This is a genomic window from Nostoc sp. NMS4 (assembly GCF_017115095.1).
Lineage (GTDB): Bacteria > Cyanobacteriota > Cyanobacteriia > Cyanobacteriales > Nostocaceae > Nostoc.
Genome location: NZ_JABXKI010000121.1, coordinates 1 through 16,271, shown reverse-complemented (window position 1 = coordinate 16,271; position 16,271 = coordinate 1). Strand labels below are relative to the sequence as shown.

Below are 16,271 nucleotides of genomic sequence, written 5' to 3'. Positions count from 1 at the left end.
ACAGCTTTTTTCCATTCCTCTAAAAATGGTATCATACACTACTATTTTTTAGCGATTGCAAAAGTTTTCGGTCTACTGTGACTGGGTAAATTCCAGAGAGGTAAGAAATGCTTAATCAGACATACACATCTGATGTCTTAGTTGTCGGTGGGGGAACTGGAGGGACTGCGGCGGCTATTCAAGCAGCGCGACGGGGAGCTAAAACTATTTTGGTGAGCGAATTTTCTTGGTTGGGAGGAATGCTAACTTCGGCTGGGGTGTCTGTACCTGATGGTAATGAATTAGAAGCCTTTCAAACGGGGTTATGGGGTGCGTTTTTGCAGGAATTGCGACAACGACAGCCCGGTGGATTAGATAACAGTTGGGTCAGCTTTTTTAGTTACGATCCCCGAATTGGGGCAGAGATTTTTGCAGATTGGGTGCAGGAATTGCCCAATCTGCACTGGATTTCTGGACAAGTGCCAATAGAAGTGTTCCGTCAAGGTGATTTGATTACTGGTGTGCGTTTTGCTGATTTTGCTGTCACAGCCAAAATTATTCTCGATGGTACAGAATTAGGAGATTTATTAGCTTTAGCTGACATACCTCACCGTTGGGGTTGGGAATTGCAATCTGAGTGGGGAGAACCTAGCGCCCCAGTGACTTTTAACTCTTTAACCCAAAGATATCCTGTGCAAGCGCCCACTTATGTAGTGATTATGCAGGACTTTGGTGAAGCCGTTGCCCCAGAAATTCCGGCTGCACCTAACTATAATCCATCCCAGTTTACAGGTGCTTGGGATGGCTATGGAGCAGAGACATTTTTGAATTATGGACGTTTGCCTGGTGGCCTGTTTATGATCAATTGGCCAATCTGTGGCAATGACTACGGCGAAGGAGTAGGGCGGTTGATAGAGTCAGATGTATCCAGAGGTGAATTCATCCAAGAATCTCGCTGGCACAGCCAAAATTTTGCCCATTTTATCCAAAAACAGCTTGGTGTCCGCTATGGTTTAGCAGAAAAAGTATTTCCTCACGCCTCTACAGCTTTTGCACTGCATCCTTATTACCGAGAAAGCCGCCGCTTAGTGGGGCTAACTACTGTCCGAGAACAGGATATTTTGCCGATCGCAAAAGGTAGAGTTGCATCTATATTTAATGAAGCGTTCGCCCTTGGCGTTTGCGGAGCAATCGCAGTTGGTAACTACGCCAATGACCATCATTATCCTGGCGTTCAATTCCCACTGCAACCAAAATCGATCCGTTGGGGAGGACGTTGGACGGGGACTCCCTTTACAATTCCCTACAGTTCTCTAATTCCAGCCGCAACAGATGGTTTCTTGGTCTGTGAAAAGAATATTTCTGTTTCCCACATTGCCAATGGCGCAACCAGATTACAACCTGTGGTTATGGGCATTGGTCAGGTAGCAGGGATGGCAGCAGCGATATGTGTTGAGTTAAACTGCCAGCCGAGAGATTTACCTGTTAGGATTCTGCAAACGGCTTTATTGGCAGATAATCGCTCAAAAGCGCTAATTATTCCTTTATTTAATCTTCCACCCAATCATTCGGATTGGCGGTACTGGCAACTGTATTACTTAGATAACCCACAAGCCTATCCAGTTAGTGGCGATTGCCCTGACTCTGCTTTTGACAAAGCATTAATTCAGGAAAGTAACTGTTTCAAAGGTATCTTTTTCCGCTTGTCCCAGCAAGAATACAGATTCACTGTCACAGCACCAGCCGCATATCAAGGGCAAAATTGGCAGCTTGTGACTTTGCGATCGCATATTGACGAGCAATTACGCGCTTATCCCCACGAACAATTAGTTACATTGTGGGGTCGTCAGAATCACTCTGGTAATTGGTTATTAGTCGAACATTTAACCGAAGGATAAGAAGAGTTTATTTTCAGTAAAACAGAATACTTTTTGATGAATTGTCCGGATATTCATCAAAAAGCTAAGTATCAGTGAAGTGGAGAGTTCCAAAATAGACATCTGCTATGCGTGCTGCCATTTCACTTTTAATATCGAGTCTGGTGTTCGGCCCCTTAGCTTCTAACTGCCAACCAATGGTCAATGAATTATCAGCAGGACTGTCTTCCACGTCTGCTTCAGAACAATGGCTGGCGGCATCTGAACAAAGTCCAGATGATGCGCCACGTCATCGCGGTAGTGGGCGTAGAGAAGTTACACAAAAATTCGGAAATATCTATGCTGTGGTTTAACTACTGTAGGGTAATACCTCTTTTCCCAAAGGAACAGAATTACCAGAAAACAGGATGCTGTGCTAACATCTTTTACACAGTTTTTCTAGCAGAGATATATACAGTTGACACACAAAAGTCTTCAGCGATCGCTTAGTATTTGAACTGCAAGCTTTGTATACATAGTTGTCGTCAATCCTGCCGATCAAAAGGCAAATCAATTAAGTGCCTTGATTAACAGCATTACCAACTCCTCAAAAGCTCTACAACTGTTGCTCATATTCGGTGAAAAGCTCTGCGTCTAAATCGTCAACGGCTATAGAAATAGATGCTACTTAGGCTATCAGTTAATCTAAAGCACATCCAATTCAGAGATTTTGCTTGTTGAGAAAACAGTCTTAAGGCAGCTTCACTTTATTCGCCAATAGATTTTCTTCTCATTCATTCAGTAGCTAGTCATCTACATAAACAAGAAATTGATCTTCGCTCTAACATCTGTTTAGTGTCCTTTGCCAAAGCATAAAATCTCTTTCATCTCTTGCTTATCGAATAGAATTCAGGAGTCAGAAGTAAGAATAAATGTTGACCGAAAAAGCATTGCTTCGCAGCGTTAGCGAGTATTTTCGAGTCACGTCTAAGCAACTGGGTTTAAGACCCCCTACCAAATCGTATATTTGTAGATTTGGTGGTCTTTAATCAGTCGTTTTAATTATTCTACACCCAAGACCAGATGCAAAATTTTGTATCTGGTCTTTTTAGATGAATTTTACTTAAAGAAAAGGGAGTAGGGAGAAGAACTATTAATTATTTCAATGCCCAATGCCCAGTTCTTGGGAAAGGTGTGTTTTTTAAGGTCAGGCTTTTAGGAAAAAATACTAATAATAAAATATAAATTTTTGTAAAAAGTAGCCTATGTTACAGAATTTTTGTTATATTAGTCTTGTAAGAAATCAAAAATTATATATTCACAAAATAGAGAGGACTATGGTTATGTCTATCGCAGATAAATCTCGTGCGTTAATGGTGCGCGAACATCAGCAAGTCAAGAATCGCCAACAATCAATGCTGATGCGGGCTGCACAAGAACTTGGTCTTCCTGAAGAAGTATCTCACTACTGGAACCCGATTCAAGGGAAGGTAGATGCTAATACCCGGATGATTTATGGGCCTAGTCATGCTTCCATGAGCTAAGTTCCAGAAGTTACGATCTGGGTTTTTTGAGTAAATATCTCAATTAAATAAGTCTGGAAAAAAAGCCACCCTATCTCTAGGGTGGCAAAACTTATTACTTTTTAGTTAGATACGACTCTTAATTAAGCATCGTAGTAGAGGTAAAACTCGTAGGGATGAGGACGTAGCTGCAACTGCTTGACTTCGTTGCCTAGCTTGTAATCAATCCAATTTCCGATAAAGTCTTCCGTGAATACGCCTGATTCTGTCAAAAAGGCGTGATCTTTTTCCAGTGCTTGCAAGGCCAATTCTAAAGAACCTGGAGTTGAAGGAACCTTTGCCAATTCTTCTGGAGAGAGTTCATAGATATTCTTATCTAAGGGTTCACCAGGATCGATTCTGTTGTTGATGCCATCGATACCAGCACAAAGCATTGCAGCAAATGCCAAGTAGGGGTTAGATGTAGCATCTGGACAACGGAATTCTAAACGCTTGGCTTTGGGGTTAGTGCCAGATAGAGGAATACGGATAGAAGCAGAACGGTTTCCTTGGGAGTAAGCTAAGTTAACAGGGGCTTCATAACCAGGTACTAGGCGCTTGTATGAGTTGGTGCTGGGGTTGGTGATTGCCAATAGCGCTGGTGCGTGCTTGAGAAGACCACCAATGTAGTGCAACGCCATTTCGCTCAAACCAGCATACTTATCACCTGCGAATAGAGGTTGGCCACCTTTCCAGATGGACTGGTGACAGTGCATTCCCGAACCGTTATCGCCAAAAATTGGTTTTGGCATGAAGGTGACGGTTTTGCCATATTTCTTGGCAACGTTCTTGATGACATATTTGTAAATCATCAACCAGTCAGCCGCTTCGATTAACTTCCCAAATTTGAAACCTAGTTCGCACTGGCCACCAGTGGCTACTTCGTGGTGATGCTTTTCAATGGGTACACCTAATTGTGCCATTGTCAACAACATTTCTGTCCGCATATCTTGGGAAGAATCTGTCGGTGAAACCGGGAAGTAACCTTCTTTGAAGCGTGGTTTGTAACCCAGGTTGGGTTTTTGCTCTGTACCAGCTTTACCGGAATTCCAAGCACCTTCTTCGGAGTCTAGGAAGTAGTAGCCTTCGTTAGCAGTTTGGGCAAACCGTACACTGTCAAAAATGAAAAACTCAGCTTCGGGGCCAAAGAAGGCTGTATCACCAAGACCAGTGGAAACCAGGTAATCTATTGCTTTTTGGGCAATAACACGTGGGCAACGGTTGTACCATTCACCTGTGCGGGGTTCTTTGATACTACAAAGTATACTTAGCGTTGGCTCTTTCATGAATGGGTCGATCCAAGCGGTGTTGGGGTCGAGTACCATCGTCATGTCTGATTCGTTGATCGCTTTCCAGCCTCGGATGCTGGAACCGTCAAAAGGCACGCCATCAGTGAATGCAGTCTCATCGATTTGGTCTTGGGACAGTGTGAGGTGCTGCCAAGTTCCTACTGTATCGACGAATTTGAGATCAATCAGTTGAATTTTTTCATCTTGAATTCTCTTCAAGACTTCTTGTGGTGTTGTCATTGTTACTCCTTCTCTACCAATTTCCTAAAGTAAACCAGAATCTTACATTGCATCCTAACCCTGCTGATCTCAATCAGACCGTGACACACCAGAAATATCTTAAATACTAGACATTAGCGGATTTTGTAGCTTATGTTACAGATATCTCGATTATCAGGTTATATTAACCTTTCAGCGATCATCTGTACAAAACTGGAAAGTTCATCATATAGGGGTCAACTTTGGCATAGAATCCATAGATAGTGGATAGGTTGTTTTTGTGCCGAATCTATTTTTAATAGCACAAAACTTTACTGGTGCATAAGTGCAGCCAAATAAATATCAAACCATAAATAGCAATGATTGGGAGAAGAAGGAATGCGCGATGCGGTAACAAGTTTAATTAAGAATTATGACTTAGCTGGTCGGTATTTTGACCGGAATGCGATCGATAGCCTAAAGTCTTACTTTGATAGTGGCACAGCAAGGGTACAAGCGGCGGCGGCAATCAATTCTAATGCGGCTGTACTTGTCAAGCAAGCTGGTTTAAAGTTATATGAAGAACTGCCAGAATTAATTCGTCCTGGTGGAAATTCTTATACGACTCGTCGTTATGCGGCTTGTCTGCGGGATTTAGACTACTACTTGCGTTACGCCACCTATGCGCTGGTTGCTGGGAACACGAATGTGTTGGATGAACGAGTGCTACAAGGGCTACGGGAAACTTACAATTCTCTAGGAGTGCCTATTGGGCCTACGGTTCGCGGTATCCAAATTCTCAAGGATCTGATTAAGGAACAAGTAGCAGCAGCAGGTGTGGTTAATACTGCTTTTGTGGATGAACCATTCGATCACATTACACGCGAGTTGAGCGAGATAGATATTTAGATTTTAAGCGGGCAAGGTGTCTGCTGCGACATAAACATGAATAGCGATCGCACTTTTGTCTATGTTAGGAAAGAGCGATCGCTTTTTTGTCAAATTTACTAGGTGTAAAGAAGGGCTTGTTCTAAGTTTTCGCCTGTAAAGTTTTGCTAGATTAAAGCTGTGTTTTTGGAGCTATCTTTCGACTAATGCCAGCCAGAGACATCTACCACGCCGCAGTCATTAAAGGACTTATAGCAGATGGTTGGACAATAACCAACGATCCCTTATACCTCGCTTATGGGGGTAGAGAACTTTACGTAGATATTGGAGCAGAAAGAGTTACCATTGCTGCTGAGAGGGATAATCAAAAAATAGCTGTTGAAATCAAAAGTTTTCTGAGTCCTTCTCCAGTGAGTGACCTCCAGGAAGCTGTAGGGCAGTATGAAATTTATCGCAGTGTACTTAAAGAACTACAACCAAAACGGCAACTTTATTTAGCAGTTCCCAAGCGGGTTTACGAAGGTATATTTTCCGAACGCTTTGGTCAGCTAATTCTTAATAGCATAGGAATAAACCTGATTGTCTTTGACGAGCAACTAGAAAGGATTATCAGATGGATAAGCTAAATCGGTATCGTGAAATTATTCGTCAGTTGATATTTGAATATGCTGGTCACAAACCTGCTAACGGTCAAATAGAGCCAGAACCAGTCATTGACTCGGAGCGAGATCACTACGAAGTGTTACATATTGGCTGGGATGGAGTGCGCCGCGTACATGGTTCAGTGGTGCATATAGATATCATTAATGATAAAGTGTGGATTCAATATGATGGTACTTCCCAGCCAGTAGCAGAGGCATTATTAGAAGCGGGTATTTTGCGCGAAGATATTGTGTTGGGTTTCCATCCGGCTGAACTACGGCAATACACGGATTTTGCTGTATCTTAATTATTTTGATACTTGTATTCGCAAAAAATAATACATTAAAATAATTCGTAATTCGTAATGACGCTCCTGCGTCGCTAACGCTGCGCTAACGTAATTCGTAATGACGCTTTGCTATCGCTTTTAGCGTCTGTCTTCGACACGCTGCGCGAACGTAGAGAGCGTCTGGGGATTTAACCCCAACATAAAACAAAACTTACTTTTTTATTGAACCGGGGGACTTAAACCCACGGAACTAGTTAAGTAGCGATCGCTCCCAATTGCTTATTAATCCAAAAAATGGCGTTGTAAGTCTTAGTATACGAACTATGCCAGATGAAAAAATATAACCGGATCAAACTTCAAGAAGGGCTGCGCTCTAGCTACTGGTTTGTGCCATTACTGATCACAGGGGCGGCGATCGCGCTAGCATTCTTTATGCTCAGACTTGACTTAACAGGCGAGTCTGGACTAATGGAAAAGTCGGGCTTAAAGATTTACACTGGCGGCGGGGATAGTGCGCTAACTCTGCTTTCAACGATCGCTAGTTCAATGATTACCGTAGCTTGTACTGTCTTCTCAGTCACCCTCGTTGCTCTGACGCTGGCTTCTCAACAGTTCGGGCCACGAGTGCTGCGAAATTTTATGCAGGATATCAGATTTCAGTTTGTACTCGGCACGTTTATTGCTACGTTTATTTACTGTTTGCTCGTGCTACGGAGTGTTCATACTGATGGAAAACAACCATTTGTACCGAAAATTTCAATCACTGTCGCCATCCTACTAGCGATCGCCAGCATCGCCGTACTAATTTACTTCATCCACCACGCCTCAACTTCAATTCATGCATGGCATATCATCAGGGAAATTAGTGACGAATTGGAATCTAATATTGATTATGTATTCTCTGAAAATCTGGGAAATAGTCACCTCAAACACGAGGGACAACTCGTTTTCGTTCTTCAATTTCACAAAATCGAACAGCCGCACAAGGTCAGTTAGTGCTTCTGGTAGCCAAATTACCTTGGACATGGAGACTCATTATCTGTGCCAATACTTGCCAACCACGCTGCCACCTGTTCATGTGGGATACCATCACCTGTTTCACGGTATCGCTGTAATCGACGCATATCTTCTTCTCTGGTTGCGTCATCGCTGATGAAAGTCAAATCTTGTTTCTGGAGTTGCTGCCAATCCTCGCTGCTAAGATCGTAATCTTCATCAAGGTGTGTCTCCAAAACTTTTTTTAAAGTATCTAAGCTAGCGTTTGAAGTGTTAACCCATTCCCTAACAGCTGCTTTCAGACTTTCTAAAGTGCTGTAAGCATCTAGTTGTGTGACAATTTGCTGTCGAATATCTGTCATGGCTGTGCTTTATTAAGCCTTATATATGAGCATTATATAAAAAACTCTATGCATTCCAAAAGGATAATGGTGTGTAATTGCGTAGGCGTAGCCCATCGTAGATATCGCTCCTAGATTAAACGCATTAGCTTATCTTATCTGAACTAGAACCGTTATCAGCCACAATAGAAGTTGCCGATGTTTGAGGCGCTGATTATGGAAGAATTATTAACTCTCAAAGACTTGCTTGTTAAAGGCGATGTTCAAGGAGCATTACTGATAGTTGAAGAATTAACAGAAATGAGCCGAAATGACATAATCAAAACGATTCGTAGTTATGCAGTGATTTTGCTGTTGCATCTGATTAAACAACAAGCTGAAAATCGCACGACTCGCTCTTGGGAAGTCTCTATTCGGAATTCGGTTCGGGAAATTCAGCGCGAAAATAAGCGGCGTAAAGCGGGAGGTTATTATCTCACGCGAGAAGAATTGTTAGAAACCTTAACAGAAGCCTATTTAAATGCCATTGATGAGGTAACGCTAGAAGTAGAAGAAGGTCGTTATGAAGTCCCAGAATTAGAAAAGCTGGTTAACCGCGAAGAAATTATCAATCATGCTTTGACTTTAATCTTACCAGGAGAATCAAGTTAATTGGCTAAACAGCGACTCGATACATTATTAGTAGAGTTAAATTTATGTTCTTCTCGCGCCTTAGCACAGAGGTTAATTCAGGCGGGGGAAGTTACTGTTAATCAGCAGTTAGTTGATAAAGCTGGAACTGAAGTTGATATTACTGCTCAAATAAATATTAAAGAGCGATCGCCTTTTGTTTCTAGAGGCGGTGAAAAACTCTCGAAAGCTTTGTCAGTATTTGCCATTCCTGTAGTAGAGCGTATTTGTTTAGATGGTGGGATTTCTACTGGTGGTTTTACTGATTGTCTCTTGCAAGCTGGAGCCAAAAAAGTTTATGGTGTTGATGTCGGTTACGGACAAGTTGATTGGCGGTTGCGAAACGATTCGCGGGTGATTTTACGGGAACGCACGAATTTACGCCAACTACGACCAGATGAGTTATATGATAACGACGATCCGATTCCTGATTTGGCGGTAGTTGATGTATCATTTATTTCTTTAACTAAGATTCTCCCTGCTTTGTGGCAACTAACTCAAGCTAACCGAGAAGCTGTGTTGTTAGTCAAACCACAGTTTGAAGTCGGCAGATCCCGTGTGGGTAAAAAAGGTGTTGTGCGCGATCCAAACGACCAAGCTGATGCCATTTTCCAGGTGTTGCAAACAGCCCACGAATTAGGATGGAAATACAAAGGCTTAACTTGGTCGCCGATCACTGGCCCGGCTGGGAATATTGAATATCTTTTGTGGTTGGGAATGGCAAGTGAAATACCATCACCTGATTTAGAAGCTATTAAGCAGATAACGCAATCAGCAACAACTGATTTACGGAAGAGTTAAACGTCGTAGATTAGACATTCTACAGAAGCAGGATGGCGATCGCAATAGTTTTCTAAAGAGTTTTTCTTGGCTTTTGCTTGCTGCTGATCGGCTTTCTCTGCTTGCAATTCTTCCACAATGTCCCAGGCTACGGCACAATTAGCAGAATCGCTGCCATTTAGCTCACAAGTTGTGCGGGCTTCAGTAATGGCTTCAGTAATGGCTTCTTCAATATTTGCTGCACCAGCAGTTTCAAATGAGTTTAGGGTAGTTGTCATGATCCTTTCACCTTTAATTTACGCAGATAGATATTAGGGGATAGTGGATAGTTTTTCTATAACCTTTTCCCTATAACCTGTTTCCTCAATCTTGCATCCCAAATTCCAAATGTCAGTCAATTGTCAGAAGAGCTTGATAGAAGTTCATAAACACTTGTAAACAGTAACAAATGCTTAACAAAAATTATTTATTCTCAATATTTTATGCCTAGCTCTTGTCGCAAACGATACAGAATTGTGTTTTGGTCAACTTGAGAGAGAATTTCTTGAATGACACTGCTAGCGCCCAACTGTCCCCAAGTGCAGCCTTTTTCGAGATAGACTTGGGCGGCTTTGCCAACAGAATATGCGCCATAACCGGCGATACCAGCTTGAGCGATCGCGCTGCCAGCAAAGGCAGTAATATTGCTGGGATTGTCACCACTAGTTATTGCAGCCGTACTCTTACTTAAACCCAAAAGAAAACTACTACCTAATTCTCCCAGTAGCAAGCCACCAGAACTAAATAAAATCGTTTTTAAAATTTTCCCGGCTTCATAGCTAGTCATCGGCAAACCATACAATCTAGCGAGAGCGCGAATTAAAGCTAAATCGGCAACAGTTCCGCCAAGGATATCTAAAAAGGCGATGGGATTGAGCATCACTGCCAAAGCTTTGTATTTGGTAAATTGCCAAATGATCTCTTCGGCTTCTTTTTCGCGTAAATCGATGGTTTTTTGAGCGATCGCGGCTTCTGCATCCCGTGCTTGGATGAGGGCATTTAAAGCCAGAAGCGATCGCCCTTCCCGATTGAGAATATTCAGAATTGTCTCTTTGAGTTCGTCTATTTGCGGTGGCGGTGTTTCCCATTCATAACTGACACGCCCATCAGGCCACTCAATCCGCACTTCCATTGCTGCTGGTTCCGCCGCCACCATCACAATTTCATCAGGTAGTAAAGGCTTGGTTTGGGGATTCCCAGCACCGAGTTGTTGCAAATTTTGGTAAATCGCTCCGCGATCGGTATCTGGGTATAAATCTATCTTGTTAAACACTAAAATCAGGGGTTTTTGCGATCGCCTTAATTCCAGCAGTGCTTGATACTCAGTACGTGTGATATCACCAGACACGACAAACAAAATCAAATCCGCCTGATGTACTACTTCTCGCGCCATATCCGCCCGTGACTCACCCGCAATTTCATCTAATCCGGGAGTATCAATTAACTCTATTAGTACCTTACCACCGGGTTGCCACCGCACGGAACGCGGCCATTGGGTTACACCATTTAGGGGACCAGTTTGCAGAATTTTGTCTCCCAGCAAGGCATTTAAAACTGCTGACTTTCCGCGACTCACCAAACCAAAAACAGCAATTCTAATGACGTTTGAATCCAGCTTATTGAGTGTGGCGTTCAAAGTTTCCAATTCTGGTTTCACCAAACCTAGCAATTCTGGGTTAGATGAAAGCTGTCCAGACTTGCGAAGATATCCATACCAAGAAAGCGCTTGTCTGAGACTGGCGCGGGCACGATTTAAGTGAGTTTCTTGCAGATTACGATAAACCGACATAATATCAACACTTTCAGCCTTCACTCTCTCTACAATGGTCATCTAATGCTTAAAACACTTACTTTCAGCATTTGTTCGTGAATAATAAGTATGAATTCGTACTCATTAATCATCTTTAACGAATGCTCACTTTTTCAACTCCATTATCAGGGGAAGGAAAAGTTAAACATACCTCTCTATCTTATATCCCTAAGTTGTTGGACTAATATTCTACTTGCCTGTGTAGGGTACAATTTTTAAATTTTAATTTTGAATTGTTAATCTGGGTATCCTAAAAAAGACAACCTTAGATGATATAGACGAGGGAACAAAGTTTATAACTTATGTAAGAGTAGAGAAAACAGCTAAAATTTCTATCACCAAAACTGAATAAACATAAAGGCTGGTCTATAACCTGACACTAATTTTGGGTTCACAGATGGTGAGAAGTTTGATTGAGCAAATTTTCCCATAAGTGCAGCCGGAAAGTATGAACTTCTAGATCAGTCTTTTTCAGACTAAGACTTAACAATTCAAAATTCAAAATTCAAAATTAAAGACATTTCAGACTCTTGATTTAAACCTCGACTGAAACTGGTGCTAAATATAGATGTAGGGGTCTTAAACCCTTGAATTTACGATAAATAATTATATGAGAATTTGAGGAACAGCCATGCGAGAAAATGAGCGGGAAAAAATACGCCATCTATTGGTCGTCCAAGACCTAGAAGGGCGGCGAACTGTCCCCTTGCGAGAGACTACTTATTCTCTGGGGCGGCATTCTGCAAACACTATTGTCTTGGCTTCCCGGTCAGTATCAATGCAACATGCAATTTTATTGCGAGTAACTGTTCCAGAAACTGACCAATATGGCTTTCAGATTATTGATGGTAACTATAAAGGAAAAGCCAGTACAAATGGCTTATTTGTAAATGGCAATAAATGCTATTCTCATAATCTTAGAAACGGAGATATCATTACTTTTGGTAGTAATAAAACTCAGGCTAAATATTATGCTATTTCCAATATTTCAGAACAAGCATTTTCGGAATCTTTTGATGTTGAAGACTTATCTGGTTTTTTATCAGATCAAGCCAGTCCGGCCAATCCTTTTCAAACCTTAGCTATCGATCCCACCTTTGAAGCAGCTAGTGAGTCCGCCCTAGCTCGCCTAGCATCCTTTCCTGAACTCATTCCCAATCCAATTATTGAGATGGATTTCGAGGGAAAAATTACTTATCTGAATCCAGCCGCAGCGATCAAGTTTCCCAATCTTAGGGAAGTTGGGACAGAACACCCGATCTTAACAGGACTCTTGATTGGGGTTAACAATCTAGAAAAAAATTCTTTTGTGCGGGAGGTGGAAGTAGGTACAGAAGTTTTTGAACAATCCGTTCTTTATCTTCCTGAAAGTGATTTAATTAGAACTTTTATTATTAGAGATATTACCGAGCAAAAGCAAGCTACAGCCGAATTGCGCCAGCGCGATCGCTTATTACAAGCAGTTGCAGAAGCTGCCAATTATTTGCTAGGAGAAATGAATTATGAAACTGGTATCGATCGAGCTTTAGCTATCCTGGGCGAAGCTGCCAAGGCAGATCGTGCCTATCTCTTTCAAAACCATCCCCATCCTGTTACAGAGGAAATGGTAGTCAGCCTACGGTTTGAATGGACGCAATCTTTTATTGCATCTACCCACCACCATTGGCAAAATCAGCCTTATCAAACTCCGGGATTAGCCCGTTGGTACACAGTTCTCTCTAGCGGCCAGTCGATTAGCGGAATCACCCAAAAATTTCCTATCGCCGAACAAGAATTTCTAATTCGAGATGGCATTCAATCCCTTCTGTTAGTGCCTCTTCGCTTGGATAATAATTTCTGGGGGTATCTTGGCTTGGCAGACTGCACCTTTGAGCGTCATTGGTCAAAGCATGAAGAATCTACTCTGTTGACCATGGCCGCCAGTATCATTGGTGCGCGCCAACGTCAGCAAGTAGAAGAAAAGATTCGCTATCAAGCCCTCCATGACTTGCTGACAGGGTTGCCCAATCGTCTACTATTTAACGAGCTGCTCAGTAAAACTCTGCCCAACGCTACTCGAAATGGCGAAAGTTTAGCTGTGATCTTCCTCGATCTCGATCGTTTCAAAGTGATTAATGATACTCTGGGGCACACTCTGGGAGATCAATTGTTACAAAGCGTCTCTCAAAGATTAAAAGACTCACTCCGAGGCGGAGACACTGTAGCCCGTTGGGGAGGCGATGAATTTACTATTTTACTCCCACGAGTTAATGATATTGAAGAGGTAACTTTGGTGGCCGAGAGAATCTTACAAGCCTTAGAAGATGCTTTTCATCTCCAAGAGCATGAACTTTATGTGACTGCTAGCCTCGGTATTGCCTTACTTGATAACAACAGCCCTAACGCCGAAACACTAATCCAGCACGCAGATGCTGCTTTGTACTACGCCAAGGACAAAGGGCGGAATAACTATCAATTCTACAGTGTTTCCTTGAGTGCTAAAAATCCTGAACTCCTGACTTTAGAAAAGAGCTTGCGCTATGCCCTAGAACGCAATGAATTTACGCTTTACTACCAGCCTCGTGTGAATATTGCCACGGGAGAAATTACTAGTATGGAGGCTCTGTTGCGTTGGCAGCACCCAGAGATGGGATTAGTCGCCCCCAGTGTATTCATTCCCCTAGTCGAAGAAAGTGGATTAATTGTTCCCATCGGCGAATGGACACTACAGACGGCCTGTAGCCAAAATAAAACATGGCAAGATGCTGGATTGCCACCAATTATGATCGCTGTCAATCTTTCTTTGAAGCAGTTCCGCCAACCCAAATTGGTAGAAACCATAGCTAGGATTTTACAACAAACAGGTCTGGAAGCCCGCTTTTTAGAATTAGAAATTATGGAAACCACAGCGATTGAGGACTTAGATTTTACCACAAAGGTGCTAGAGGAACTAAAGCAGATGGGTGTTTATATCTCCATTGATGACTTTGGTACTGGTCATTCCTCGCTCTCGCGCCTACAACTTTTGCCGCTCCACAATCTGAAAATAGATAAATCTTTCATTCAATGTTTAACGCAGGATGGCAAAGTCGCTCATATTATCCAGGCCATAGTTACCTTGGGACACAGCTTGGGATTAAAGATAACAGCCGAAGGGGTAGAGAAGGAAGAGGAATTGGAATTTTTGAAATCTATCAACTGTGAGGAGGTACAGGGCTTTTTATTCTACCGCCCACTTTCTGCACAGAAAGCAACAGAAGTCCTCGAAAGTAAACGACCAACGATTTAGTACCGCAAGGCGTAATTCGTAATTCGTAATTCGTAATTACCATTACTTCAAAGAAGGCAGCGATCGCCCAAGTTGTATAGCGATCGCAACGACACGACTTTCAAATCTGAGTGAAAAAGAAGCGATCGCACTCTATGAAAAAACCAAGGTCAATGCTGTTCCAATCTCTCCAGTTAGATGTCCCAGAATTTGGTTTAACATATTCCTAGTGAGATCTGCCAAAATGCAAAACCAACCCAACCGTTTAGACCGAATCGAAGAGGCTTTAGAACAAGTTACCCAAGCGCTAAACAATCAAGTTGCGGTAAATGCGGATTTACGCAGTAGTACTAACTCTCTGATTAATATAGCCAACCAGCACCAAGAAAATTTTATGGTGATTGTAACTGAAATTAGGAGTTTGCGCGAGGACAATCAACGCATTCTCAATCGCATTGAGCGGCTTGAGAACCTGCATGATGGCTAGGTTGGCAAGCTACGTAATGGGGGTGGTAGAGTCTAACATGGCATTGGTGCTGCTTTTACTTTCAATTGGGACAGTTCGTTTTTCTTTCTTGTACTTATGCTTTAGCGCATCTTCATACAGAATTGGTATGAGGATACAATAACATTCATTGTCCTGCTGCTGACCTTTTTCGTCCTATGCTGCCAGTCATCTATTCCGACGAATTTTTAGATCACAAGACTGGAAAATACCATCCCGAAAAACCAGAACGTTTAAGTGCGATCGCCAATGCTCTAAAAGCAGCTACATTTGCAGATCAAATTACCTGGCGATCGCCTACACCAGCATCAGAACAGCCATCACTGATGTCTTCGTTGGTTAAGGCGCATAGCCCAGCCTACATTAAAAAACTTTGGCAAATCGCCTCTAGTGGCGGCGGCCCTTTGGATGGAGATACGCCAGTTTCCCCGCGTAGTTATGATGTGGCATTGTTGGCAGTCAGCGCCTGGTTAGATGGAGTTGAAGTTGTGTTAAGGTCGGCTAATCCAGCTTTTGTACTAGCACGTCCCCCAGGACATCACGCTGAAAGTGATACGGGGATGGGTTTTTGTCTATTTTCTAATGCTGCGATCGCCGCTTTATTTGCCCTCGATCAACCCGGAGTTAACCGTGTCGCCATCCTCGATTGGGATGTGCATCACGGTAATGGTACTCAATCTATTGTAGAAACTTACCCACAAATTGCTTATTGTTCGTTACATCAGTACCCCTGTTATCCGGGTACTGGGAGAGCTACAGAACGAGGCTTTCACAATAATGTCCTCAACTTGCCTGTACCCCCAGGTAGCGATATTACAGTATATCAGCCGCTTTTTGAAAATAAGGTAGTACCGTTTTTAGCCAACTTTCAGCCGGATTTACTAATTGTGAGTGCTGGTTACGATGCTAATGCGGCAGATCCTTTGGCAAGTATCAATTTGCAGCCAGAAGACTACGCTTTATTTACTGATTATTGTCTAGGGATAACTCGTAAAATTCTGTTTGGCTTAGAAGGTGGTTACGACTTTGATACTCTTTCCCAATCAGTTGCAGCGACGATCGAACGTTGTTTGATTTAGACTTTCTTCGTCTCAGTATTACTCAGTTTGTCCAAGCAACTGGATATCTAAAAAGAGTTTCCCGATCTACCTGATCAAGAGCGATCGCCAGGTTCCCTAATG

The 16,271-nt window shown here is 42.5% G+C and carries 16 protein-coding genes; 12 read left to right on the top strand and 4 right to left on the bottom strand.

What is annotated here, in order from left to right; genetic code table 11:
* Positions 1 to 107: 107 nt before the first annotated feature.
* The 3 genes from HWQ37_RS09565 (at position 108) to gifA (ending at position 3,379) form a co-directional block, all read left to right on the top strand.
* The gene (locus tag HWQ37_RS09565) at positions 108 to 1,877 is read left to right on the top strand and encodes an FAD-dependent oxidoreductase (protein ID WP_292746210.1); all 1,770 of its coding nucleotides are present in this window, start codon (positions 108 to 110) and stop codon (positions 1,875 to 1,877) included.
* Positions 1,878 to 1,984: 107 nt separating this feature from the next.
* Positions 1,985 to 2,209, top strand: a complete 225-nt coding sequence (patX, locus tag HWQ37_RS09560; RefSeq protein WP_292746208.1) for a heterocyst-inhibiting protein PatX — start codon at positions 1,985 to 1,987, stop codon at positions 2,207 to 2,209.
* Positions 2,210 to 3,178: 969 nt separating this feature from the next.
* On the top strand, positions 3,179 to 3,379 hold the full coding sequence (gifA, locus tag HWQ37_RS09555; protein WP_292746206.1) for a glutamine synthetase inactivation factor IF7A: 201 nt from the start codon (positions 3,179 to 3,181) through the stop codon (positions 3,377 to 3,379).
* Between the two features lie 122 nt (positions 3,380 to 3,501).
* On the opposite strand, the gene glnA is transcribed toward gifA, so the two are convergent.
* Positions 3,502 to 4,926 carry a type I glutamate--ammonia ligase gene (glnA, locus tag HWQ37_RS09550; RefSeq protein WP_292746204.1) on the bottom strand — a complete coding sequence of 475 codons (1,425 nt, stop codon included), beginning with the start codon at positions 4,924 to 4,926 and terminating at the stop codon, positions 3,502 to 3,504.
* Between the two features lie 357 nt (positions 4,927 to 5,283).
* Between glnA and apcB the strand changes: the two genes are divergently transcribed.
* From apcB to HWQ37_RS09530, 4 genes are all read left to right on the top strand, one after another.
* Entirely contained in the window at positions 5,284 to 5,793 is a 510-nt protein-coding gene (apcB, locus tag HWQ37_RS09545; RefSeq protein WP_292746202.1) for an allophycocyanin subunit beta, read from the top strand.
* A gap of 185 nt (positions 5,794 to 5,978) precedes the next feature.
* Positions 5,979 to 6,398, top strand: coding sequence for an element excision factor XisH family protein (locus HWQ37_RS09540; RefSeq protein ID WP_292746200.1), 420 nt, complete (start codon positions 5,979 to 5,981; stop codon positions 6,396 to 6,398).
* Positions 6,386 to 6,721: a XisI protein gene (locus HWQ37_RS09535; RefSeq protein WP_292746198.1), complete on the top strand. Its 336-nt coding sequence runs from the start codon at positions 6,386 to 6,388 to the stop codon at positions 6,719 to 6,721. The genes HWQ37_RS09540 and HWQ37_RS09535 overlap by 13 nt, the downstream gene beginning before the upstream one ends.
* Before the next feature lie 312 nt (positions 6,722 to 7,033).
* Positions 7,034 to 7,699, top strand: a complete 666-nt coding sequence (locus HWQ37_RS09530; protein ID WP_292746196.1) for a DUF2254 domain-containing protein — start codon at positions 7,034 to 7,036, stop codon at positions 7,697 to 7,699.
* A 17-nt stretch (positions 7,700 to 7,716) separates the two neighbouring features.
* Here HWQ37_RS09530 and HWQ37_RS09525 read toward each other — a convergent pair whose 3' ends face one another.
* A complete protein-coding gene (locus tag HWQ37_RS09525; protein WP_292746194.1) occupies positions 7,717 to 8,061 on the bottom strand; it encodes a hypothetical protein in 345 nt (114 codons plus the stop codon).
* A gap of 195 nt (positions 8,062 to 8,256) precedes the next feature.
* Between HWQ37_RS09525 and HWQ37_RS09520 the strand changes: the two genes are divergently transcribed.
* Positions 8,257 to 8,691 (top strand): DUF29 family protein, encoded by a 435-nt coding sequence (locus HWQ37_RS09520; protein WP_292746193.1) that lies wholly within the window; start codon positions 8,257 to 8,259, stop codon positions 8,689 to 8,691.
* A complete protein-coding gene (locus tag HWQ37_RS09515; protein WP_292746191.1) occupies positions 8,692 to 9,510 on the top strand; it encodes a TlyA family RNA methyltransferase in 819 nt (272 codons plus the stop codon). It abuts the gene before it with no gap.
* On the opposite strand, the gene HWQ37_RS09510 is transcribed toward HWQ37_RS09515, so the two are convergent.
* Together HWQ37_RS09510 and HWQ37_RS09505 are read right to left on the bottom strand one after the other, a co-directional pair.
* Positions 9,507 to 9,767: a Calvin cycle protein CP12 gene (locus HWQ37_RS09510; RefSeq protein ID WP_292746189.1), complete on the bottom strand. Its 261-nt coding sequence runs from the start codon at positions 9,765 to 9,767 to the stop codon at positions 9,507 to 9,509. The two genes, HWQ37_RS09515 and HWQ37_RS09510, sit on opposite strands and share 4 nt — an antisense overlap.
* 194 nt (positions 9,768 to 9,961) lie before the next feature.
* Complete coding sequence (locus HWQ37_RS09505; RefSeq protein ID WP_292746187.1) at positions 9,962 to 11,359, bottom strand: GTP-binding protein; 1,398 nt, start codon at positions 11,357 to 11,359, stop codon at positions 9,962 to 9,964.
* 610 nt (positions 11,360 to 11,969) lie between these two features.
* On the opposite strand from HWQ37_RS09505, the gene HWQ37_RS09500 reads away from it, so the two are divergent.
* The 3 genes from HWQ37_RS09500 (at position 11,970) to HWQ37_RS09490 (ending at position 16,169) form a co-directional block, all read left to right on the top strand.
* Positions 11,970 to 14,606, top strand: coding sequence for an EAL domain-containing protein (locus HWQ37_RS09500; RefSeq protein ID WP_292746186.1), 2,637 nt, complete (start codon positions 11,970 to 11,972; stop codon positions 14,604 to 14,606).
* Positions 14,607 to 14,829: 223 nt separating this feature from the next.
* Entirely contained in the window at positions 14,830 to 15,072 is a 243-nt protein-coding gene (locus HWQ37_RS09495; protein ID WP_292746184.1) for a hypothetical protein, read from the top strand.
* A 176-nt stretch (positions 15,073 to 15,248) separates the two neighbouring features.
* Positions 15,249 to 16,169 carry a histone deacetylase family protein gene (locus HWQ37_RS09490; RefSeq protein WP_292746182.1) on the top strand — a complete coding sequence of 307 codons (921 nt, stop codon included), beginning with the start codon at positions 15,249 to 15,251 and terminating at the stop codon, positions 16,167 to 16,169.
* Positions 16,170 to 16,271: the final 102 nt, after the last annotated feature.

What these genes read in the sequence shown, in the direction of transcription:
- HWQ37_RS09565 (WP_292746210.1), top strand. Translation starts at nt 108, where the DNA reads ATGCTTAATCAGACATACACATCTGATGTCTTAGTTGTCGGTGGGGGA.
- patX (WP_292746208.1), top strand. Translation starts at nt 1,985, where the DNA reads ATGCGTGCTGCCATTTCACTTTTAATATCGAGTCTGGTGTTCGGCCCC.
- gifA (WP_292746206.1), top strand. Translation starts at nt 3,179, where the DNA reads ATGTCTATCGCAGATAAATCTCGTGCGTTAATGGTGCGCGAACATCAG.
- glnA (WP_292746204.1), bottom strand. Translation starts at nt 4,926, where the DNA reads ATGACAACACCACAAGAAGTCTTGAAGAGAATTCAAGATGAAAAAATT.
- apcB (WP_292746202.1), top strand. Translation starts at nt 5,284, where the DNA reads ATGCGCGATGCGGTAACAAGTTTAATTAAGAATTATGACTTAGCTGGT.
- HWQ37_RS09540 (WP_292746200.1), top strand. Translation starts at nt 5,979, where the DNA reads ATGCCAGCCAGAGACATCTACCACGCCGCAGTCATTAAAGGACTTATA.
- HWQ37_RS09535 (WP_292746198.1), top strand. Translation starts at nt 6,386, where the DNA reads ATGGATAAGCTAAATCGGTATCGTGAAATTATTCGTCAGTTGATATTT.
- HWQ37_RS09530 (WP_292746196.1), top strand. Translation starts at nt 7,034, where the DNA reads ATGAAAAAATATAACCGGATCAAACTTCAAGAAGGGCTGCGCTCTAGC.
- HWQ37_RS09525 (WP_292746194.1), bottom strand. Translation starts at nt 8,061, where the DNA reads ATGACAGATATTCGACAGCAAATTGTCACACAACTAGATGCTTACAGC.
- HWQ37_RS09520 (WP_292746193.1), top strand. Translation starts at nt 8,257, where the DNA reads ATGGAAGAATTATTAACTCTCAAAGACTTGCTTGTTAAAGGCGATGTT.
- HWQ37_RS09510 (WP_292746189.1), bottom strand. Translation starts at nt 9,767, where the DNA reads ATGACAACTACCCTAAACTCATTTGAAACTGCTGGTGCAGCAAATATT.
- HWQ37_RS09505 (WP_292746187.1), bottom strand. Translation starts at nt 11,359, where the DNA reads ATGACCATTGTAGAGAGAGTGAAGGCTGAAAGTGTTGATATTATGTCG.
- HWQ37_RS09500 (WP_292746186.1), top strand. Translation starts at nt 11,970, where the DNA reads ATGCGAGAAAATGAGCGGGAAAAAATACGCCATCTATTGGTCGTCCAA.
- HWQ37_RS09495 (WP_292746184.1), top strand. Translation starts at nt 14,830, where the DNA reads ATGCAAAACCAACCCAACCGTTTAGACCGAATCGAAGAGGCTTTAGAA.
- HWQ37_RS09490 (WP_292746182.1), top strand. Translation starts at nt 15,249, where the DNA reads ATGCTGCCAGTCATCTATTCCGACGAATTTTTAGATCACAAGACTGGA.